The sequence below is a fragment of the Streptomyces sp. NRRL B-24085 genome, from assembly GCF_001282115.1.
Taxonomy (GTDB): domain Bacteria; phylum Actinomycetota; class Actinomycetes; order Streptomycetales; family Streptomycetaceae; genus Streptomyces.
Genome location: NZ_LJBR01000005.1, coordinates 1 through 20177 on the forward strand (window position 1 = coordinate 1; position 20177 = coordinate 20177).

At 72.7% G+C, this 20177-nt stretch carries 18 protein-coding genes; 9 read left to right on the forward strand and 9 right to left on the reverse strand.

All coding sequences use genetic code 11. The features are described from left to right. Positions 1-13 precede the first annotated feature (13 nt). Together AOJ26_RS00560 and AOJ26_RS00565 are read right to left on the reverse strand one after the other, a co-directional pair. Positions 14-1315: a maleylpyruvate isomerase N-terminal domain-containing protein gene (locus AOJ26_RS00560; protein WP_053846136.1), complete on the reverse strand. Its 1302-nt coding sequence runs from the start codon at positions 1313-1315 to the stop codon at positions 14-16. Next, positions 1312-1893, reverse strand: a complete 582-nt coding sequence (locus AOJ26_RS00565) for a sigma-70 family RNA polymerase sigma factor (protein WP_053846137.1) — start codon at positions 1891-1893, stop codon at positions 1312-1314. The genes AOJ26_RS00560 and AOJ26_RS00565 overlap by 4 nt, the downstream gene beginning before the upstream one ends. Before the next feature lie 314 nt (positions 1894-2207). On the opposite strand from AOJ26_RS00565, the gene AOJ26_RS00570 reads away from it, so the two are divergent. Then, positions 2208-2588 (forward strand): STAS domain-containing protein, encoded by a 381-nt coding sequence (locus AOJ26_RS00570; RefSeq protein WP_053846151.1) that lies wholly within the window; start codon positions 2208-2210, stop codon positions 2586-2588. Between the two features lie 183 nt (positions 2589-2771). Further along, positions 2772-3284 (forward strand): EF-hand domain-containing protein, encoded by a 513-nt coding sequence (locus AOJ26_RS00575; protein ID WP_053846138.1) that lies wholly within the window; start codon positions 2772-2774, stop codon positions 3282-3284. On the opposite strand, the gene AOJ26_RS00580 is transcribed toward AOJ26_RS00575, so the two are convergent. After that, positions 3263-4771 carry a class I adenylate-forming enzyme family protein gene (locus AOJ26_RS00580; RefSeq protein ID WP_053846139.1) on the reverse strand — a complete coding sequence of 503 codons (1509 nt, stop codon included), beginning with the start codon at positions 4769-4771 and terminating at the stop codon, positions 3263-3265. The genes AOJ26_RS00575 and AOJ26_RS00580 overlap by 22 nt on opposite strands. 147 nt (positions 4772-4918) lie before the next feature. Between AOJ26_RS00580 and AOJ26_RS00585 the strand changes: the two genes are divergently transcribed. The 3 genes from AOJ26_RS00585 (at position 4919) to AOJ26_RS00595 (ending at position 8175) form a co-directional block, all read left to right on the forward strand. After that, positions 4919-6052 carry an acyl-CoA dehydrogenase family protein gene (locus AOJ26_RS00585; protein WP_053846140.1) on the forward strand — a complete coding sequence of 378 codons (1134 nt, stop codon included), beginning with the start codon at positions 4919-4921 and terminating at the stop codon, positions 6050-6052. Positions 6053-6328: 276 nt separating this feature from the next. Next, complete coding sequence (locus AOJ26_RS00590) at positions 6329-7204, forward strand: acyl-CoA dehydrogenase family protein (protein ID WP_053846141.1); 876 nt, start codon at positions 6329-6331, stop codon at positions 7202-7204. A 509-nt stretch (positions 7205-7713) separates the two neighbouring features. After that, positions 7714-8175: an ATP-binding protein gene (locus tag AOJ26_RS00595; RefSeq protein WP_053846152.1), complete on the forward strand. Its 462-nt coding sequence runs from the start codon at positions 7714-7716 to the stop codon at positions 8173-8175. A 314-nt stretch (positions 8176-8489) separates the two neighbouring features. Here AOJ26_RS00595 and AOJ26_RS00600 read toward each other — a convergent pair whose 3' ends face one another. Then, on the reverse strand, positions 8490-9416 hold the full coding sequence (locus AOJ26_RS00600; protein WP_053846142.1) for a cyclase family protein: 927 nt from the start codon (positions 9414-9416) through the stop codon (positions 8490-8492). Between the two features lie 85 nt (positions 9417-9501). Between AOJ26_RS00600 and AOJ26_RS00605 the strand changes: the two genes are divergently transcribed. From AOJ26_RS00605 to AOJ26_RS00615, 3 genes are all read left to right on the forward strand, one after another. Next, positions 9502-10368, forward strand: coding sequence for an SDR family oxidoreductase (locus AOJ26_RS00605; RefSeq protein ID WP_053846143.1), 867 nt, complete (start codon positions 9502-9504; stop codon positions 10366-10368). Between the two features lie 68 nt (positions 10369-10436). Then, positions 10437-11588, forward strand: a complete 1152-nt coding sequence (locus AOJ26_RS00610; RefSeq protein ID WP_053846144.1) for an acyl-CoA dehydrogenase family protein — start codon at positions 10437-10439, stop codon at positions 11586-11588. Further along, on the forward strand, positions 11588-12637 hold the full coding sequence (locus AOJ26_RS00615; protein ID WP_053846145.1) for a Zn-dependent alcohol dehydrogenase: 1050 nt from the start codon (positions 11588-11590) through the stop codon (positions 12635-12637). Before AOJ26_RS00610 ends, AOJ26_RS00615 begins: the two co-directional genes overlap by 1 nt. On the opposite strand, the gene AOJ26_RS00620 is transcribed toward AOJ26_RS00615, so the two are convergent. Next, positions 12634-13614 carry a GlxA family transcriptional regulator gene (locus AOJ26_RS00620; RefSeq protein ID WP_053846146.1) on the reverse strand — a complete coding sequence of 327 codons (981 nt, stop codon included), beginning with the start codon at positions 13612-13614 and terminating at the stop codon, positions 12634-12636. The genes AOJ26_RS00615 and AOJ26_RS00620 overlap by 4 nt on opposite strands. Before the next feature lie 71 nt (positions 13615-13685). Here AOJ26_RS00620 and AOJ26_RS00625 point away from each other — a divergent pair, with 71 nt between their 5' ends. After that, positions 13686-14993 carry an MFS transporter gene (locus AOJ26_RS00625; protein ID WP_053846147.1) on the forward strand — a complete coding sequence of 436 codons (1308 nt, stop codon included), beginning with the start codon at positions 13686-13688 and terminating at the stop codon, positions 14991-14993. Here AOJ26_RS00625 and AOJ26_RS00630 read toward each other — a convergent pair. From AOJ26_RS00630 to AOJ26_RS00645, 4 genes are all read right to left on the reverse strand, one after another. Continuing rightward, on the reverse strand, positions 14990-15568 hold the full coding sequence (locus AOJ26_RS00630; protein WP_234358390.1) for a flavin reductase family protein: 579 nt from the start codon (positions 15566-15568) through the stop codon (positions 14990-14992). The genes AOJ26_RS00625 and AOJ26_RS00630 overlap by 4 nt on opposite strands. Before the next feature lie 64 nt (positions 15569-15632). After that, positions 15633-16418, reverse strand: coding sequence for an enoyl-CoA hydratase/isomerase family protein (locus AOJ26_RS00635; RefSeq protein WP_053846149.1), 786 nt, complete (start codon positions 16416-16418; stop codon positions 15633-15635). Next, complete coding sequence (locus tag AOJ26_RS00640) at positions 16409-18634, reverse strand: acetate--CoA ligase family protein (protein ID WP_053846150.1); 2226 nt, start codon at positions 18632-18634, stop codon at positions 16409-16411. The genes AOJ26_RS00635 and AOJ26_RS00640 overlap by 10 nt, the downstream gene beginning before the upstream one ends. A gap of 145 nt (positions 18635-18779) precedes the next feature. Further along, a partial coding sequence (locus tag AOJ26_RS00645) for a flavin monoamine oxidase family protein (protein ID WP_053846153.1) occupies positions 18780-20177 on the reverse strand: 1398 nt, incomplete at its 5' end.

Genomic DNA, 20177 nt, shown 5'->3' on the forward strand with positions numbered 1-20177 from the left:
GACCCGCCCCCACCTACATGCGGCTCAAGCTGGCTGCGGCGAACAGCACGTCCCTGATCGCCTCACGGTCACCCCCCTGCCCCGCCGCGGCTTCCGCAGGAGACACGTGGCCGGCCGCCAGCTGGCAGAACTCCACCCCGTCCAGCGCCACATGCGCCACCTCGTGCTCCGCCGACCCCAGCGCGGCCGGGGAGTCGAGGGGGATCAGCCACTCGCCGCCGCCCAGGCCCTCGATCTCCAGGCGCAGGGTGCGGCCGGGGCCGCCGGCGCTCACCAGATGCCGTCCGGGTGCCGGTGACGTCAGCCCCTTCTGCCGCCGTTCCGCCAGCACCGCGGGCAGCATCCTGGCCGCCAGGTCGATCATGCGGTTGAGGTGGCGGGGGGACGGCGGGTCGTACGGGTAGTCGACCGCCTCCGCGATGTCCTCGGCGTGGACCCAGCACTCGAAGGCGCGGTCCAGCATCGCGTCGTGCAGGGGCAGCGTGAAGTCGCCGTAGGCCACCTCCAGCTTCCCGGCCGTGCCGCCGGTGAAGGAGACCGTGCGCACGAGGTCGTGGCTCTGCTCGCGCCACCGGGGCCGGACCGAGCGGGTCGGCGGGAAGTGCGAGGCGCGCCAGAACGCCTCGGTGCGGCCCGACGGTGTGGGCGCGTCCGCGGGGGACCCGTCCAGCGGGTCGTCCAGGCCCAGGGCGACCGCGACGAGGCCGTCGACCGACAGCAGGTGGGCTATGACCCCGGCGACCGTCGTACGGCGGCTGGTGGCCTCGTCGGCGTCGAACCAGCGCAGCCTCACCGGGGCGTGCCACTCGGCGTCGCCGAAGTCCTGGAGCAGGGCGTCGAGGCGGGCGGTCTCGGCGTCGTACGGCGTGGCCCAGTCGGGGATCGGGATGCGCGGCGGGCGCCGGTCGAGGCAGCCGTCGAGGACGCGGGTGCGCAGGCCGGGGTCCAGGTCGAGGCTCTCCGGCCGCTGCAGGAGGCCCACCGCGCCGCGCAGCCGCAGCGCCTCCTCGGCACAGGTGCCGCACTCGCCGAGGTGGTCCTCCACGGCGGCCGTCTCCTCGGCGGAGCACGCGGCCAGCGCCCAGGCCCCGAGCAGCGACTTCAGCACGCGGTGCTCCAGGACCAGGGGAGTGGACGGGGCCTGCTCGTCCAGGGCCGGCAGCGGGCGGCCGGTGTCCTCGACGGAGGCGCGGGGGAGCGGTATACGGGCCGGACGGCCGGGGTCGCCCTGGTCGCTGGGCCCGCCGGTCCCGTCGCCGCCGGCACCGTGGTCGTTCTGGTCGTCGTACGCCTCGAAGCCCTCTGTTCCGCTCATGCCGCGCCCCCGTATCCCGGCGGTGCGCCGGGCGCTCCGGTGTCGTGGGCCGTGGACAGGAGCTGGAGGCCCAGGCGCAGGCGGCGACGGGCCTCGTCCTCGGTGATGCTGAGGTCGGCGGCGGCCTGGCGGTAGTCGCGGCGCTGGAAGTAGGCCAGCTCCAGGGCGGCCCGCAGCGGGGTGGGCATGGACTGGACGATGTAGTCGGCCCGGGCGGCGACCGAGGCGTGCCGCACCTTGCGCTCCAGTTCCTCGGCGGAGCCCTCGCCGGCCCGGGTGAGCGCGGCGGTCTCGGTGGCGCGCAGCCGCTGCACGGCCAGGCGGTGGGTCAGGGCCGCGACCCAGGAGCGCAGCGGGCCCTGCTTGGGGTCGTAGGTCTCGGGGTGCTCCCAGACGTGGGCGAAGACGTCCCGGGTGATGCCGTCGGCGGCGCGTTCGTCGCCGAGTACGCGGTGGGCGAGGCCGTGCACGAGGGAAGCGAAACGGTCGTAGAGCTCGCCGAGGGCGGCCGCCTCACCGCGTGCGAGCCGCTGCTGCATCTTGCGGTCCCAGCGGGGCGGTGCGTCCTTCTTCGCCATGCGGCCCCCTCACCCCCGGAAGTGTCCGGTCAAGCCTGCGCCGACCGTCTCCTCGAATGTAGTCGGCACCCCCGACAGCGCACGCCCCTTTGTTCCAATGCGCGCCCCCCGAGGGGCCTCAGGTGGTAGTGGACGTTCCTCTACCCGTTTGCCCTTTGATCAGACCTGATCGAACAGGATCGAAGTCGACTAAAACAAGCCTCTTTCGAACGCTTTCCGTTTCTCGCTCTGTGTTTCAGGGAACGGCCGCTGGGCAGCCACGCTGCAAGGAAGCGTAGGCAAGGCTTCCGTTTGCTTTCCGGCGAATGAAGGGCATGGTGGTGGCGTTCAATGTGACCGGCGAAGAGCAGGGCGACTGGACCGTGCTCAGTGTGTCGGGCGAGCTGGACCTGGTGACCTCGCCGGTGCTCCGCCAGCGGGTGCACGACGCGGTGGCCGAGGGCCGCCACAGCCTCGTCCTCGACCTCTCCGAGGTCTACTTCTGCGACTCCAGCGGTGTCGGCGTCCTCATCGCCTCCCGCCGCCTGATCCGCTCCTGCCGGGGCGAGCTGCGGCTGATCCTCCCGGCCCAGGGCGCCGCCGACGGCTCCCACGTCAACCGCGTCCTCGGTGCGCTGGGCGTCCGCCGCCTGTTCGAGGTCCACCCCGACCTGGACTCGGCGACCGACGAGGAGGCGGGACCACTGTCCGCCTGACCCGGCACCGGCAAGCCCTTCCGTCCGCTCGGCTGTGACCTGGGGCACCCCGTCTGCCACACCGTTGTCCCGAAATTCCCCCGGTCCTGGCACAAGCGCCACCTTCCGGTCCCCTGGGCGCCGCTCGCGTCGTACGCTCCGTGCCAGATGCACCCGATGTGATGTGAGGCGGCCCGAAGAGACATGGTCAGCAGCGAGTACGAGCGCAGGATCGCCGACCGGTTCGCCACCTTCGACCAGGACGGCAACGGCTACATCGACCGCGAGGACTTCAACGTGGCGGCCAAGGCGCTGCTCACGGAGTTCGGCACGGCGGCACGCTCCGACAAGGGACAGGCGCTGTACGTCGGGGCCGAGGCGTTCTGGCAGGGCATGGCCGGGATCGCCGACAGGGACGGCGACCAGCGGATCACCCGCGACGAGTTCGTGAACGGCGCGCTCAAGCGGCTGCGCGACAACCCGGACCGGTTCGCCGAGATCGCGCGCCCCTTCCTGCACGCGGCGATCGACGTCGCCGACCAGGACGGCGACGGACGCGCCACCGTCGAGGACACCGCGCGCGTGCTGCGCATCCTGGGCGTCGGCGAGGACGTCGCACGGGCGGCCGCGGCCACGCTGGACACCGACGGCGACGGCAAGGTCGGCGAGGCGGAGATCGTGCCCGCCTTCGCGCGCTACTTCACCGTTCCCGAATAGCGCTCCCTGAGCTTGTACTTGAGGACCTTGCGCAGGGTCTCGTTGCGCGGAAGGGCGTCCACCACCTCCAGTTGCTCCGGCAGCTTGTGCGGCGACAGCCCTTCCGCGCGCAGATAGCCGGTCACGGCGTCCAGGGACAACTCCGGCGCGCCTTCCGGCTGTTCCACCACGGCACACACGCGTTCCCCGCGCTCGGCGTCCGGCAGCCCGATCACCGCCACGTCCCCGACGGCCGGATGCGCGGCCAGCAGGTCCTCGATCTCCCGTGCCGAGATGTTCTCGCCCTTGCGGATGATCACGTCCTTGAGCCGGCCGGTGAGCACGAGATGGCCGCTGTCCTTGACGAACCCCAGGTCACCGGTGCGCAGATAGCCCTGCTCGTCGAAGGCCTCTGCCGTCTGGGACGGGTCGAGGTACCCCTGGCAGACCGCCTCCCCCTTCAGCCGCACCTCCCCGTCCACGATCCGCACCGACATCCCCTCCGGCGGCCGCCCCTCGGTCGTCGCCAGGTTCTCCGCCGTGTCGTCCGGCGCCCCCATGGTGATCATCGGCACCTCGGTCATGCCGTACCCGTGCGTGAGCTGCACCCCCAGCTCCCGTACGACGGCGTGGTAGACCTCCGGCGGCTTGGGCGCCCCGCCGCCGGCCAGCAGCCGCAGGGTCGGGATGATCCGCTCACCCGGGCGCTTGCGCTGCTCGGCGAGGAACATCGAGTAGAACGCCGTCGAACCGCCCGCCACCGTCACCCCGTGCCTGCGGTAGTCCTCCAGCGCGTCCGGCAGCGCGAACTGCTCGAACAGCACCGCCGGGAAGCCGTACAGCAGCAGCATCACCGTGTAGTCGGGGCCCGCGATGTGCGCGTAGGGGAAGGCCATCGAGCCCACGTCGTCCGCCGTGAGACGCAGTGCGTGCGCGAGGCAGGAGCCGCCCGCGATCAGCGAACGGTCCGTGTGCAGGACGCCCTTGGGGTCGGAGGTGGTGCCCGAGGTCCAGTAGATCCACCGGACCGAGGTGCCCTCGGCGGGCGGGGGCGGGAGCACGGCGGGGTCGCCGTCCGGGAGGTCGTCGTACGCCTCCAGGATCCCCCTGGCGCCGAGCCTCCGGGCCATCTCCGTGTGGTCGAAGCCGCGCCAGGTGCCCGGTACCGCGAAGAACTCCGCCTTCGACTCGCGGAGGGCGAAGCCGACCTCGCGGTCCCGGTAGAAGGGGATGACCGGTGACTGCACGGCGCCCAGGCGGGCCAGGGCGAAGGAGAGCAGGGCCGTCTCGATACGGGTGGGCAACTGCCAGGCGACGACCGTGTGGGGGCGTACGCCCAGGTCGTACAGCCCCGCCGCCACCCGCTCGGCACGCGTGCGCAGTGCGCCGAAGGTGAGCGTGCGGTCGTCCTGGAGCAGGACCGGGCGGTCCGGGGTCAGGTCGGCGCGGCGGGCGACCAGGTCCCAGAGGGTGCGGGACGCGCTGAGCGCGTGGGCGGTGTCGGTCACGGCGGCCCCCTTGTGAGGCAACGGAGCTGACGGATCGTCAGATCGTGGGCAGAGCGTAGGGCTCGACGCCTTGCCGGTCCAGGGGTGTGCGACCTAGCCTTCGTGCACGAGCTGTATCTGACGAGTCATCAGATATGGGGTGGCGTCATGGATCTCGCGTACACGCCGGAGGAGGAGGAGTTCCGGGCACGGCTGCGCGAGTGGCTCGCCAAGGCGCTCCCCACGCTGCCGCCGAAGCCGTCCCCGCACGACTGGCCCGGCCGCAGGGCGTACGACCTCGGCTGGCAGCGCATGCTCTACGACGCCGGGTACGCGCACGTCCACTGGGACGCCTCGCCCACCACCCGGCTGATCTTCCTGGAGGAGACGGAGACCGCGGGCGCGCCCTATGTCGGCGCCGGGTTCGTCGGACTGCTGCACGCCGGGCCCACGATCGCCGCCGAGGGGACGCCCGGACAGCGCGAGCGCTGGCTGCCGCCGATCCTGCGCGGCGAGGAGGTCTGGTGCCAGGGGTTCAGCGAACCGGACGCCGGGAGCGACCTCGCGGCACTGCGCACCCGCGCGCGCCGGGACGGCGACCACTACGTCGTGACCGGGTCCAAGATCTGGACCTCGCACGCCGAGGTCGCCGACTGGTGCGAGCTGCTGGTGCGGACGGATCCGGCGGCGCCCAGGCACCGGGGCATCACCTGGCTGGCGATGCCGATGTCCGCACCCGGGGTCGTGGTGCGTCCGCTGCGCACGCTCGCCGGGTCCGCCGAGTTCGCCGAGGTGTTCCTCGACGAGGTGCGGGTGCCGGTGGCGAACCGGGTGGGCGAGGAGAACGACGGCTGGCGCGTGACGATGGTGACGCTGTCCTTCGAGCGCGGCACCGCCTTCGTGGGCGAGGTCGTCGCCTGCCGGCGGGTGCTGCGCGAACTCGCCCGTACGGCCCGGGAGAACGGCCGCTGGGACGACCCGGTGCTGCGGCGCGGGCTCGGGCGGCTGAACGCCGAGTTCCGGGCGCTGTGGCGGCTCACGCAGTGGAACGTGAGCGAGGCGGAGGCGAGCGGGGCAGTGCCCGGGACGGGAGGCTCGGTCTTCAAACTCCGGTACTCGCACGCGCGGCAGGAGCTGTACGACGCGGCGGCGGAGGTCCTCGGCGTGGAGGCACTGGACCTCGAACGGCCTTGGGTGCTGGAGCGGTTGTCCTCGCTCTCGTACACCATCGCGGCCGGAACCTCGCAGATCCAGCGGAACATCGTGGCCGAGCGGATCCTCGGGCTGCCGAAGGGGCGGTAGCGGTCGCGTGCCGGGTGCGGATCGGTCGTGGCTGGTCGCGCAGTTCCCCGCGCCCCTGGGGTGGCTGCCGTGGCCCGTGGAGAGGAGGGGCGTGGCATGCGGTTGCAACTGGGCGATGGCGAGGTGGCCTTGTGGGTGGGGTGCGGGGCTGTTCGGCCGGCGCTTCGACGGGGGCGGTAGTGGTCGTGTGCCGGGTGCGGATCGGTTGTGGCTGGTCGCGCAGTTCCCTGCGCCCCTGGGGTGGCTGCCGTGGCACGTGGAGAGGAGAGGCGTGGCATGCGGTTCCAACTGAGCGATGAGCAGGTGGCCTTGCGGGCCGGCGTGCGGGAGCTGCTCGCCCGGCGCTTCGACGGGGCAGCACTGCGTACCGCCGTGGACGCGCCCGGGCTGGACCGCGCCCTGTGGCGGGAGCTCGGGGACGCCGGGTTCTTCGCGCTGCGGGTGCCGGAGTCGGAGGGTGGGGTCGGACTGGGGCTGCCCGAGGCGGTGTTGGCGTTCGAGGAGGCCGGGCGGGTGCTGCTGCCCGGGCCGCTGGCGGCGACCCACCTCGCCGCGGGTGTGGTGGACGGGGCCGCCGAGGGGGAGGCCGTCGTCACCGGAGTCGACCGGGACGGGCTCGTGGAGTGGCTGGAGGAGGCTGACGTGGTGCGCGGGGACGACGCCGTCGGGGCCGTGGCCCTGAGATCGGTGGATCCGCTCACTCCGCTCCACCGGGTTCCGGGAGCGCGCCCGGGTGCGGTCGATCCCGTCGGCGTGCTCCTCACCGCTGCCGAGCAACTGGGCACGGCCGCGCGCGTGGGTGAGCTCGCGGTGCAACACGCGCGGACGCGGCAGCAGTTCGGGCAGCCGATCGGGGCCTTCCAGGCGGTCAAGCACCTGTGCGCGCAGATGCTGGTGCGCACGGAGACGGCCCGGGCTGCGGTGTACGCCGCCGCCGTGACCGCGGACCCGGTGGACATCGCCGCGGCCCGGCTGCTGGCCGACGAGGCGGCCGAGCGGGGTGCCCGGGACTGCCTCCAGGTGCACGGCGGGATGGGCTTCACCTGGGAGGGCGAGGTGCACCTGCATCTGAAGCGGGCCTGGCTACGGGCTCGTCGGGCCGGCGGCGGTGCGGAGGGTGAGGAGTCGCTCGCCGCCGATCTGCTGACCTGAGGCGGCCGCGACCGGCCCGCTCTCCGGGACGCCCGCAGCGGATGTCGCGGATCGTGGCACACCGGAATCACGGAGCGTTGATATCGGGTTGTGTCCTATGTGTGACTCGTCACGTCCTGGAGTCGGTGCCCCGCTCCGGTACCTTGTGTGAGATGCGAGTGGTTCCGAGCACCAGCGGTGCCGGTGTTGCCGATGGGGCGGCGCCGGACCCGGCGATGCGCGCCGCTGCTCGCAGGGCGGGAAGGCCGGTGGCCACCGCCTGTTCGACTCCTCGCGGCGACCGTCGCACAGTATCCCGCGGGGGTACTCCTTCGCGCTGGAATATGCCCGAAGCGCTTGTTGGCGTGACTGTACGTCAACCATGCTGTCCCGTAAGGGATTCACGTTCCGTGACCCCGGCTTCGGTCATTGTTCGGGTCATGCAAAAAATGGCTACGATCGTGGCCCTCGTGAGGCGCGAGGCCATGTGCCCGCCGGTTCGGATGGTGTGAGCGGTGCAGGTGCTTCAGGTGCAGCTTGAGATCCGGCCCGACCCCGCGGAGGTGGGGCGAGCCCGGAGATGGGCCCGCTCGCGGCTCGCCGGGTCCGGGATGGAGGTCGACGAACCGCTCGCCGAGACGCTGATCCTGCTCGTGTCCGAACTGGTCACCAACGCAGTGGTGCACACCGGCCGGCCCGCCGTCCTGCGGCTGTCCCTGCCGGGCACCGAGGAGGAGTGGGCCACCGTCCGCCTCGAGGTCGCCGACCGCAGCGGCCGGGCCCCCGTGCCGCGCTGTGTGGACAGTGACGCGACCGGCGGCCGCGGCCTGGCCCTCGTCGACGGTCTCGCGGACCGCTGGGGCTGGAGTCCCGAGGGTGCCGGCAAGAGCATCTGGTGCGAACTCGACCGCTGCGAGCGGCCGCGCAAGGCCATGGAGGCCTACGGCGTCGAGGCGTCGGCCTACGAGGGGCTGGCGTTCGAGGCGGTGTGACCGGCGCACGGTGGCAGGGACCGCCCGGACCCCGTCCTCGCCGCGGGGCGGTGCGCCGGAACGTGCACCCGTGCGCGGTCGTGACCAAAGGGTCGTAAGTAATAAATCCCCCTACGGGTGTTGACGCAGTGTGTTCGATTGATGACGCTGGTGGTCAGCGATTCGCCGCGAGGGGACGGCGAGGGGTCCGGTGACGGGAGCCCTCGACGAGTGCGGATCGTGACGCGGTGTCGATTTCCTCAGGGCGGAAGGAAGTCGATGACGGCGGCGCGCGATGCCGTGCTCGGGGCGGACCTGCGCGCCGCCGGCCGACCTCACAGAACGGCGACCGGTGCCACGGGCGTTCCGGTGGCGCCGACGAACGGCTCGGGCATCGCCGACAGCAGGAACGCGTACCGGCCGCTCTCTCCACAGGCTGTGGACAACTCTTCCAGGTTCCAGTTCTGGCCCTGGAGCATCCCCATCTCCACGAGGTCCAGCGCGTGCACGGGCAGCCACAGGTCCTCGATCTCGGGCGGGAAGATCTCGAAGGTGAGCGTGTCGTCGGCGACCGCGGCCACATCGCGCGCGTGGAACCACTCCGGGGTGCGGACCGACAGGCCCGGCGACGGGTGGGCGTACCCCTCCCGGTCCCCGGCGAGATACACCTGGATCTGCCCCGTCCGCACGAGTACGACGTCCCCGGCGCGCACCCGGGTGCCCGCGAGCTCCTCGGCGGCCTCCAGGTCCTCGGGGGTCACGGCGTGCGCCCCGTCGAGCCGGTCCACGCCCCGCGCGCGGGCCACGTCGAGCAGCACCCCGCGCGAGACGACGTACCGGGCCTTGTCGATGCCGCCGAACTCGGCGCCGCCGTGCGCGGTGACGGTGGCGGCGGGGCGGCCGTTGTAGAGCATGCCGGAGTGCGAGACATGGGTGAGGGCGTCCCAGTGGGTGGCCGCCTGAAGGCCCATGGTCACGGCGTCGTCGCTGCACGCGACCGTCCCCGGGCCGAAGATCTCCTGGTTGATCTGCACCATCGTGTGCAGCGGGTTGACCCGGCCCGGCATCATCCCGGTCTGCACGCCGTCCTGCCGCAACGGCAGCGCCAGGGGGATCCGGCGGCCGGTGCGGACGGTCGCGACGGCCTCGCGGACGACCTCGTCGGTGATCAGGTTCAGGGTGCCGATCTCGTCGTCGGCGCCCCAACGCCCCCAGTTGTTCACGCGCTTGGCGATGTCGTGGAACGCGGCCGGAAGTGACATCGGGCCCTCCCCGGGGCTTGTGTCCGCACATCTGACGGGTCATAAAATCTAACGGTCCGTCAGAAACCGCGGGAAGGGGCCGGGCGTGGGGAACTTCTTGGCAGGCAGGGCCGTCGCCGTGACGGGCGCGGGACGCGGGATCGGGCGGGCGGTCGCGCTGGCGGCGGCCGCGGAGGGCGCGCGGGTCGTCGTCAACGACTACGGCGTCTCCGTCGACGGGGCGTCCCCCACCAGTGAGGTCGCCTCGGGGGTGGTGAAGGAGATCGAGGCGGCCGGCGGTGAGGCCGTCGCCGTGGCCGACGACATCTCGACGATGGCGGGTGGACAGCGGGTCGTCGACACCGCCCTGTCGTCCTACGGGCGGCTCGACGGCGTGGTCTGCGTGGCCGGGATCCTGCGTGAGCGGATGTTGTTCAACATGTCCGAGGAGGAATGGGATCCGGTCCTCGCCACCCATCTGAAGGGGACGTTCACCGTCTTCCGGGCCGCTTCCGCGGTGATGCGGCAGCAGCGGGCCGGGACCCTGATCGGCTTCACCAGCGGCAATCACCAGGGCTCCTACTCGCAGGCCAACTACAGCGCGGCCAAGGGCGGGATCATCTCGCTGGTGCGCAGTGCCGCGCTCGGGATGCACAAGTACGGGGTGACCGCGAACGCGGTGGCGCCGGTCGCCCGTACCCGGATGTCGGCGAACGTGCCCTTCGACCTGGCGGAGATCGGGGAGCCGGAGGACGTGGCCGCCATGGTGGTCTACCTGCTCTCCGAACGGGCCCGGGAGATCACCGGGCAGGTGTACACCGTGGCGGGGCCGAAGATCGCGGTGTGGGCGCAGCCGCGGGAGCTGCGTGCCGCGTATGCCTCCGGCGGGTGGACGCCGGAGTCGATCGCGGAGTTCCTGCCGGGGAGTGTGGGGGTGGATCCGATGCCGTTGCTCTCGGGGCCGGGTGCCTAGCTAGCTGGTCGCGCGTTTCCCCGCGCCCCTGAGTGACTCACCTGGGCCGGTGTGGAGAGGAGGACTTCGTGGAATTCGGGTTCACCGAGGAGGACGAGGCGTTCCGTGCGGAAGTGCGGGAGTGGCTCTCGGTCCACGCCGATGGTACTCAGGACCGTCGTACCTGGGAACGGACTCTCGGTAAGTCCGGCTGGATCGGGCTCGGTTGGTCGGAATCCGGCTACGGGAACCGGACCGCCACGCTCACCCAGCAGGTCGTCTGGGCCGAGGAGTACGCGCGGTCGGGGGCGCCCCCGCGGTCCGGGCACATCGGGGAGAAACTGCTCGCGCCGACCCTCCTCGCGCACGGCACCGACGAGCAGAAGGCGCGCTTCCTGCCTCCCGTCGCCGCCGGGGAGGAGCTGTGGTGCCAGGGGTACAGCGAACCCGGCGCGGGGTCCGACCTCGCCGGAGTGCGGACCAGGGCCGCGCGCGCCGGGGACGGGACGTACCGGATCAGCGGTCAGAAGATCTGGACGTCCCTCGCCCACGAGGCGGACTGGTGCTTCGTGCTCGCCCGCACCGATCCGGAGGCCCGTCGGCATCACGGGCTGACCTTCCTCCTCGTACCCATGGACCAGCCGGGGCGCATCGAGGTGCGGCCCATTCGGCAGATGACCGGGACCAGTGACTTCAACGAGGTGTTCTTCGACGGGGCACACGCGCGTGCCGAGCATGTCGTCGGGGGCGAGGGACAGGGCTGGCGGGTGGCGATGAGCCTGCTGGGCTTCGAGCGCGGGGTGTCCACGCTGGCCCAGCAGGTCGGTTTCGCCCAGGAGTTGAGCGCGGTGCTGCGGAGCGCCGTACGGACGGGTGCCGTCGCCGATCCGGTCGTACGCGCCCTGCTCGTGCGGCAGTGGGCCGAGTTGCGGACCATGCGCTGGAACGCCCTGCGGACGCTGGGGGGTTCGCGGGACGCCGGAGCCGCCAGCGTGGCCAAACTGCTGTGGGCGGGCTGGCACCAGCGGCTCGGCGAACTGGCGATGCTCGTGCGCGGGGCGCGGGCCACGGTCGGACCCGGTGACTGGTCCCCTTCCGCGCCGTACGAACTCGACGCGCAGCAGCAGCTGTTCCTGTTCTCGCGGGCCGACACCATCTACGGCGGCTCGGACCAGGTCCAGCGCACCATCATCGCCGAGCGCGTGCTCGGCCTGCCCAGGGAGCCCAAGGGGGTCGTCTGATGCGTGGCGTGCTGTTCGACGGGAGGACGGTCCAGGTCGTCGACGACCTGGAGGTACGGGACCCGGGGCCGGGCGAGGTCCGGGTCGCGGTCGCGGCGGCCGGGCTGTGCCACAGCGACCTGTCCGTCGTGGACGGGACCATCCCGTTCCCGGTCCCGGTGGTGCTGGGGCACGAGGGCGCGGGCGTGGTCGAGGCGGTCGGGGAGGGGGTCACGCATGTCGGGCCCGGGGACCACGTGGCGCTGTCCACCCTCGCCAACTGCGGTGCCTGCGCCGACTGCGACCGGGGCCGGCCGACCATGTGCCGCAAGGCCATCGGGCGCCCGGGGAAGCCGTTCACGCGGGGCGGGGAGCCGGTGTTCCAGTTCGCGTGCAACTCCGCCTTCGCGGAACGGACCGTGGTGAAGGCGGTGCAGGCGGTCCGCATCCCGCAGGACATCCCGCTGCCGTCCGCCGCGCTCATCGGGTGCGGGGTGCTGACCGGGGTGGGGGCCGTGCTCAACCGGGCCCGGGTGGACCACGGGGAGAGCGTGCTGGTGATCGGGACCGGCGGGATCGGGCTCAACGTGATCCAGGGCGCCCGGATCGCCGGTGCCGCGCGGATCGTGGCCGTGGACGCCAACCCGGCCAAGGAAGCGGTGGCCCGGCAGTTCGGGGCGACGGACTTCCTGCCCTCGGCGGACGGCGTGCGGGAGCTGCTGCCGCACGGGGTGGACCACGCCTTCGAGTGCGTCGGACGCGTGGAGCTGATCCGCCAGGCGATCGACCTGCTCGACCGACACGGCCAGGCCGTGTTGCTCGGGGTGCCTCCGTCGGGGGCCGAGGCCTCCTTCCTCGTCTCCTCCCTCTACCTGGACAAGTCGATCCTGGGCTGCCGCTACGGCTCCTCCCGCCCCCAGCGCGACATCCCGCTGTACGCGGAGCTCTACCGGCAGGGCCGGCTGTTCCTCGACGAACTGGTCACCGAGACCTACCCGATCGAGGACTTCGAGAAGGCCGTGGACGACGCCGAGGCGGGGCGGGTGGCCCGGGGGGTGCTGACCTTCTAGCCGCTGAGGACCCCGGACCGGAACGTGCGCCGGTACGCGGTCGGCGTGACCCCGAGGGCCGCCTGAAGGTGCTGGCGCATCGACTGGGCGGTGCCGAAGCCCGCGTCGTGGGCGACCTGGTCGACGGAGAGGTCGGTGGACTCCAGCAGGTGCCGGGCGCGCTCCACGCGCTGCTGGGTGAGCCACTGGCCGGGGCTGACGCCGACCTCCTCGCGGAAGCGCCGGGTGAAGGTGCGCACCGACATGGCCTCCTGCGCGGCCATGTCCCGCAGCTGGATCGGCTCGTGCAGGCGGCCCAGCGCCCAGGCCCGGGCCGAGGTCGTGGTCGACTGCTGCGGTTCGGGCACGGGCCGGTGGATGTACTGCGCCTGGCCGCCGTCGCGGTGCGGCGGTACGACGGTGCGGCGGGCCACGTCGGTGGCGACCGCCGTGCCGTGGTCGCGGCGCACCATGTGCAGGCACAGGTCGATGCCGGCGGCGACGCCCGCCGAGGTCAGCACGTCTCCGTCGTCGATGAACAGGACGTCCGGGTCGACCCTGATCTGCGGGAAGAGCCGCTGGAGACGCTCGGAGTCGGCCCAGTGCGTGGTCGCGGGACGGCCGTCGAGGAAGCCGGCGGCCGCCAGGACGTAGACGCCGGTGCAGATCGAGGCGAGCCGGGTGCCGGGGCGGATGTGGGCGAGGGCGGCGGCCAGTTCGTCGGTCAGCGTGCCCTGCTCGAAGACCGGGCCCAGTTCGTACGACGCCGGGACGATCACGGTGTCCGCGGTGGCCAGGGCCTCCGGGCCGTGCTCGACCTGGACGGCGAAGTCGGCGTCGGTCTGCACCGGGCCCGGCGGGCGGATCGAGCAGGTGACGACGTCGTACAGCAGCCGTCCCTCGGCGTCCCGGGGGCGGCCGAAGATCCGGTGCGGGATGCCCAGCTCGAAGGGGAGCACTCCGTCCATGGCGAGGACGACGACGCAGTGCGGCTGCATGGCCCGATCCTAACGAATACTGTCCTTCGGGCCAATGGATCCGCCGGGCCGCGGGCCGCAAGCTCTATGGCGTGACCCAGACAACCGAAGCCGCAGCCGTCGAGGAAAGCCGCTCCTCCGGAGGATCCCGCATCCACCGCGCCTGGTTCGTGGCCGCCGTCACCTTCGTGACGATCATCGGCGCGGCCGCCTTCCGTTCCCTGCCGGGCCTGCTCATCGACCCCCTGCACCAGGACTTCGGCTGGTCGCGCGGCACCATCGGCGCGGCCGTCTCCGTCAACCTCGCGCTCTACGGGCTGACCGCGCCCTTCGCGGCCGCGCTGATGGACCGCTTCGGCATCCGGCGGGTCGTCGCGGTCGCCCTGACCGTCATCGCGGTCGGCTCGGGCCTGACCGTGTGGATGACGGCCGCCTGGCAGCTGATGCTCTACTGGGGCCTGCTCGTCGGCCTCGGCAGCGGCTCGATGGCGCTGGCCTTCGCCGCGACCGTCACCAACCGCTGGTTCACCGAGCGGCGCGGCCTGGTGACCGGCATCCTGACCGCCGCCTCCGCCTCCGGCCAGCTGATCTTCCTGCCGGTGCTGTCCTGGATGGTGGAGAGGCACGACTGGCGCCCGGCGGCGATCACGGTCGCCCTCGCGGCCCTCGCGGTGGTCCCCTTCGTCTGGCTGCTGCTGCGCGACCACCCGGCCGACGTGGGCCTGAAGCCGTACGGCGCCCTGGAGTTCGTGCCGAAGCCGGCGCCGGTCCAGGGCGCCGCGCGCCGGGCGGTCACGGTCCTGTTCAAGGCCGCCCGCACCGGACCCTTCTGGCTGCTCGCCGGCACCTTCGCGATCTGCGGCGCCTCCACCAACGGCCTGGTCCAGACCCACTTCGTGCCCGCCGCCCACGACCACGGCATGCCGGTCACGGCCGCCGCCTCGCTGCTCGCGGTCATCGGCGTCTTCGACGTCGTCGGCACGGTGGCCTCCGGCTGGTTCACCGACCGCTTCGAACCGCGCCGCCTGCTCGCCGTCTACTACGCCCTGCGCGGTGTCTCGCTGCTGTTCCTGCCCATGCTGCTGGCCCCCTCCGTGCACCCGCCGATGCTCTTCTTCATCGTCTTCTACGGCCTCGACTGGGTCGCCACGGTCCCGCCCACCGTCGCCCTGTGCCGTGAGCAGTACGGCGACGACAGCGCCATCGTCTTCGGCTGGGTCCTCGCCTCCCACCAGGTCGGCGCGGCCCTGATCGCCTTCCTCGGCGGCGTGGCCCGGGACGTCTTCGGCACCTACGACATGGTCTGGTACGCGTCGGGAGCGCTGTGCGCGGCGGCGGCGCTGATGGCGCTGGTGATCCGGCGGCGGCCGGCCCCGGTGCCCCTGGCGGCGACGGCCTAGAGGAACCGGCCCCGGTGGAACAGCAGCGGAGCCCCGCCCTCGCCGGTACCCAGCGCCGCCACCCGGCCCACCACGACGAGGTGGTCCCCGCCGGTGTGCACCGCGTGGATCGTGCAGTCGATCCACGCGAGCGTGCCGGCCAGGCGCGGGGCGCCGGTGGCCGGGGCCGGGTCGTGGGCGACGCCCGCGAACTTGTCCGCGCCGCTCACCGCGAACGCCCGGCACAGCCCGCCCTGGTCCGCGCTCAGCACGTTCACGCAGAAGACGCCCGCCCGGGCGATGCGCGGCCAGGTGGTCGACGTACGGCCCACCATGAACGCGACGAGCGGGGGGTCGAGGGAGAGGGACGAGAAGGACTGACAGGCGAAACCGGCCGGAGGTGTGCCGGGAGCCGTGATCACCGTGACCCCGGTCGCGAACTCGCCCAGCACCCGCCGGAACCCGGCCGGGTCGACCGGGGCCCGCTCGTCCTCGCGGACGCACCGGAGCTCGGGCCGGGGCAGCGCCTCGACGGGGCGGCCCTTGCCCGACCTGAGATAGCGGACGGCCGCCTCCGCCATTCCTGCTTGTCCCATCACATCCCCATTGAAGCTGACGGGCCGTCAGATGGGAAGGGGTGGGCCGGTCGTACCGACGTCCTCAACGGCCGCGGAACACCGGGGCCCTGCGCTCCACGAAGCTCGCCACGCCCTCCTTCGCGTCCGTCGTCGTCATGTTGATCTCCTGAGCGGCGGCCTCCGCGGCGAAGGCGGTGCTGCGGTCGGTGTCCAGGGCGGTGTTCACCAGCTGCTTGGTCAGGGCGAGGGCGCGGGTCGGACCCGTGGCGAGTCGGGTCGCCCACTCGCGGGCCGTCTTCTCCAACTCACCGTCCGGGACGACCCGGTTGACCAGGCCCAGGCGCTCGGCGTCGGCGGCGCCGAGCGCGTCCCCGAAGAACATCAGCTCCTTGGCGCGCTGCGGGCCGATCAGGCGGGTCAGGAGATGGGCGCCGCCGCCGTCGGGGACCAGGCCGCGGCGGACGAACACCTCGATGAACCGGGCCGACTCGGCGGCCAGGACCAGGTCGCAGGCGAAGGCGAGATGCGCGCCGAGCCCGGCCGCCGTCCCGTTGACCGCCGCGACCACCGGCTTCTCGCAGTCGAGGACGGCGGCGACCAGACGCTGGGCGCCGAGGCGGATCGTACGGGCGACGTCGCCGGGGGCCGTGGCCGCGGGTGCGCCGCGCAGGTCCGCGCCCGCGCAGAAGCCGCGTCCCGTGCCGGTGAGGACCACCGCCCGTACGTCCGGGTCGGCCGACGCGTGCGCCAACAGCTCGATGAGCAGGTCCCGCCCGCCGGGCGTGAGGGCGTTGAGGACCTCCGGCCTGTTCAGGGTGAGGTACGAGACGTGGCCGTCGACGGTGTGGGTCACCTCGCTCACCGGCACACCACCAACGCGTCCAGCGCCACCGCCCCCTGCCCCCGGGGCAGCACCATCAGCGGGTTGATGTCCAGCTCCGCGACCTCGTCCCCGAGCTCCACCACCATCCGCTGCACGCGGAGCACGACTTCCACGAGCGCGTCGAGATCCGCGGGGGGCCGTCCCCGCACCCCGTCCAGGAGCGCCCGCCCGCGCAGGTCCTCCAGCATGTCCCGGGCCTGCTCCTCACCGAACGGCGGCACCCGTACGGCCGTGTCCCGCAGCACCTCGACCAGGACCCCGCCGAGCCCGACCGTCACCGTCGGCCCGAACAGCTCGTCGTGCGCGGCCCCCACGACCATCTCCACGCCCTGCTCGACCATCTGGCAGACCAGGACGCCGTCCAGGGACACGTCCTCGTAGCGGGCGACGTCGGTCAGCTCGCGGTAGGCGTCACGGACCTGGCTCGCGGAGGTCAGGCCGATCTTCACCAGGCCCAGCTCGGTCTTGTGGGCGATCCTGGCGCCGGACGCCTTCATCACGACCGGGTAGCCCACCAGGCCCGCCGCCCGGACGGCCGCCGCGGCGCTGGTCACCAACTGCTCGCGCGGCACCCGGATCCCGTAGGCCCGCAGCAGTTGCTTGGCCGCGTGCTCGCTGAGCTGCTGGCCGGGGCGCATCAGGGCCTGCGCCTTGCGGAAGGAGGGCGAGGGGGTGCGCGGGGCCTCGTCGAAGGGGGAGCGGTAGCCGGTGACGAAGTGGTGGTGGCCGAGGTAGGCGCGCACGGCGGTGATGCAGTTGCCGACCGTGCGGAAGGTGGCCACCCGGGAGGAGCCGAGCAGGACCTCGCGGTAGGCCGGTTCGGTGCCGACGGGCGAGCCCCAGACCACGCACACCAGCTTGTCGGTCTCCTCGGCCGCGTCCACTAGGTCCTGGACGAGCCGGTCGCTCAGGGGCGGGAAGGGGCCGGTCACCGGGCAGATCAGCACCCCCACCGAGGGATCGGCGAGGATCGCGTCGATGATCTTCCGGCCGCGTTCGTCCCCGACCGGGTGCCCGCCGTTGTCCACGGGGTTGGCCACGCTGAGGAACTCCGGTATCCACTGGTGCAGTTCGGCCTGCTTGGCCGCCGACAGGGGCGGCAGTTCCAGCCCCGCCTCCGTCGCCAGGTCGGCGAAGTGGGCGCCGGTGCCGCCGGATATCGAGTAGACGACCACTCCCTCCGCCCGCGGTGGCCTCGCGCGGGCCAACAGGGCCGCGGTGTCCTGGAGTTCGTCGAGTCCGTCGACGCGGATCACGCCGTACTGCTGCATCGCCGCGTCCACCACCGCGTCCGCGCCGGTGAGCTTGCCGGTGTGGGAGGCGGCCGTGCGGGCGCCGGTCTCGGTGCGGCCCACCTTGACCGCGACGACCGGCACCCCGCGGCGGGCGGCCCGGTCCGCGGCGAGCAGGAAGGAGCGGCCGTCCTTGAGGCCCTCCAGATAGCAGGCGATGGCGCCCACCTCGGGGCGTTCGGCGAACCAGGAGAGGAAGTCCGCGGTCTCCAGGTCGGCCTCGTTGCCGGTGGGTGCCCAGTGGGTGAGGCGGACGCCGAGTTCCTGGAGGGCGAAGACGGGGCGGCCCTGGTGGCCGGACTGGGTGATCAGGGCGATCCCCGGGCCGTCGAGGTCCTCGCGGAAGCGCTCGAAGGCGTTCAGGTTGGTGTTCGGCCCGAGCAGCCGCATCCCCGACCGGGCCACGGCGGCCGCCAGCCGCTCCTGTGCCGCCGCTCCCTCCGTGCCCGTCTCCGCGAACCCGGAGGCGAAGACGACCGCGAACCTCACCTTGGCCTCTCCCAGTTGCTCGATCACCGGCAGGGGCTCGGCGACCAGCAGGACGGCGAGGTCGACCTGCTCGGGCAGCTCGGCCACGGACGGCACGCACGGGATGCCGAAGACGGCCTCGCGGGTCGGGTGAACCGGGTGCAGCCGGGCGCCCACCCGGTCCGCCCAGTCGATCAGCTGCCGGGTGACGCCGGTGTTCGGGCGGCCCTCGGTGTCCGAGGCGCCGATCACGGCGACCGACTCCGGCCGGAAGAAGCGGTCCAGGTCGGGGACGTCGGCGTACAGCGGACGGCCGCCGACGTCGAGGTCGTCGACGGCGGCGGGCCGGCCGTGGACGGCGGGCCCGGGTGGCTCGCCGCACGCGATGACCCGGGCCCGGCGGGAGTCGGTGGTGAGGGTGCCGTGGGTTGATCCAAGCATCGGTCCGCCCGCTCCTGTGTGACAGCCTGAACAACTGACGCTGTGTCAGATTACAGAACTGACGAGGTGTCAGGAATGGTCGTGCACACAGAAACGAACGGACCGGGAGGGGCCGCGCCACGCCGTGGACCGGCGCGGACCGGGCCTACAGCACCGCCAGCACCTCCTTCGCCACCCGCTCGCCCGACCGCACGGCACCGTCCATGAAGCCCATCCAGTGGACCGACGTCTCCGTCCCGGCCCAGTGGATGCCGCCCACGGGGGCACGCAGGGCGGGGCCGTACTGGGTGAGCACCCCGGGCGCGCCGATGGAGACGGGGCCGCCGCGGGTGTAGGCCTCGTTGTTCCAGCGTTGCAGGACGAAAGAGGTGGGGGAGGCCGCTTTCGCGCCGAAGTACGTCACGTAGTCCTTGAGGACGGCGGCCTTGACCTCCGCCTCGCTCGCCGCGTCGAACCTGCGCGCCTCGTCGGCCTCGATGAAGCCCATCAGGGCGCCGTAGGAGGCGTCCGGCGGCGAGTTGTCGAAGGTCGAGCTGATCACGCCGGTGTCGCTGACGACCTGGCCGTTGAGGCCGTCGGCCCGCCAGAAGGGCGTGTCGTAGATCGCGATCGCCTTGGCCACCGAGGCCATCGGCAGGCGCTGGGTGAGCTGGTCGCGGGCGGCGGGCAGCAGCGGGTCGTAGGTGATGCGGGCCGCGAGCGGCGGGGGTACGGCGACGACGACCCGCTTGGCGGTGACGGTGACCCCGCCGGCCGTGACGACGTACTTCGCGCCGGACCTGGCGATCGTGCGCACCGGGGCGTTCAGCACCACCCGGTCGCCCAGCGTGGCGGCGAGCTTGACCGGCACGAGCTGGGAACCGCCGACGAAGCGCAGTTCCTGGGCGCCGCCCGCGGTCTCGGTGAGGCGCTCCAGGGTGCCGGGGGTGGACTCGTTGCCGGCGGCGGCGATGTAGAAGAGGACGAACAGCAGGGACAGTTCCCGGGGTTCCGCCGAGAAGATCGACGTGCAGGCCACGTCCAGGAGGAACTTGGCCGACGGGACCACCGCGTTGGCGCGCAGCCAGGTCTCGAAGGTCTGCCGGTCCCACTCATCGGCCTTGGCGGCGGTCCAGGGCGCGTCCACCGGGACCTGCTTGGCCATGTCGTCGAGGGAGGCCTGCACGATCGCCGCGTTGGCGAGTCCTGCCGCGTCGATCGGCGGGACCGAACCGAGGAGGCCGTCGGTGGCGTAGGGGGTCCTCCTGCCGTCCTTGTAGAGCAGGTTCTTGCCGGTGTTGTAGGTGGCGAAGGTGCCCACGCCCAGCGAGTCGGCGAGCGCCTTGATGCGGTCCTGGGTGGGGCCGATGAACTCGCCGCCGCCCTCGGTGACACCGCCGTTGGCCAGGTTCAGGTTGAGGACCCGGCCGCCGACGCGGTCGCGGGCCTCCAGGACGGCGACCGTCTTCCCGCCCGCCACCAGGTCACGGGCCGCGGTGAGCCCGGCGAGACCGGCGCCGACGATCGCGACGTCCACGTCACGGGTGGCGGCGGAGGCGGGGGC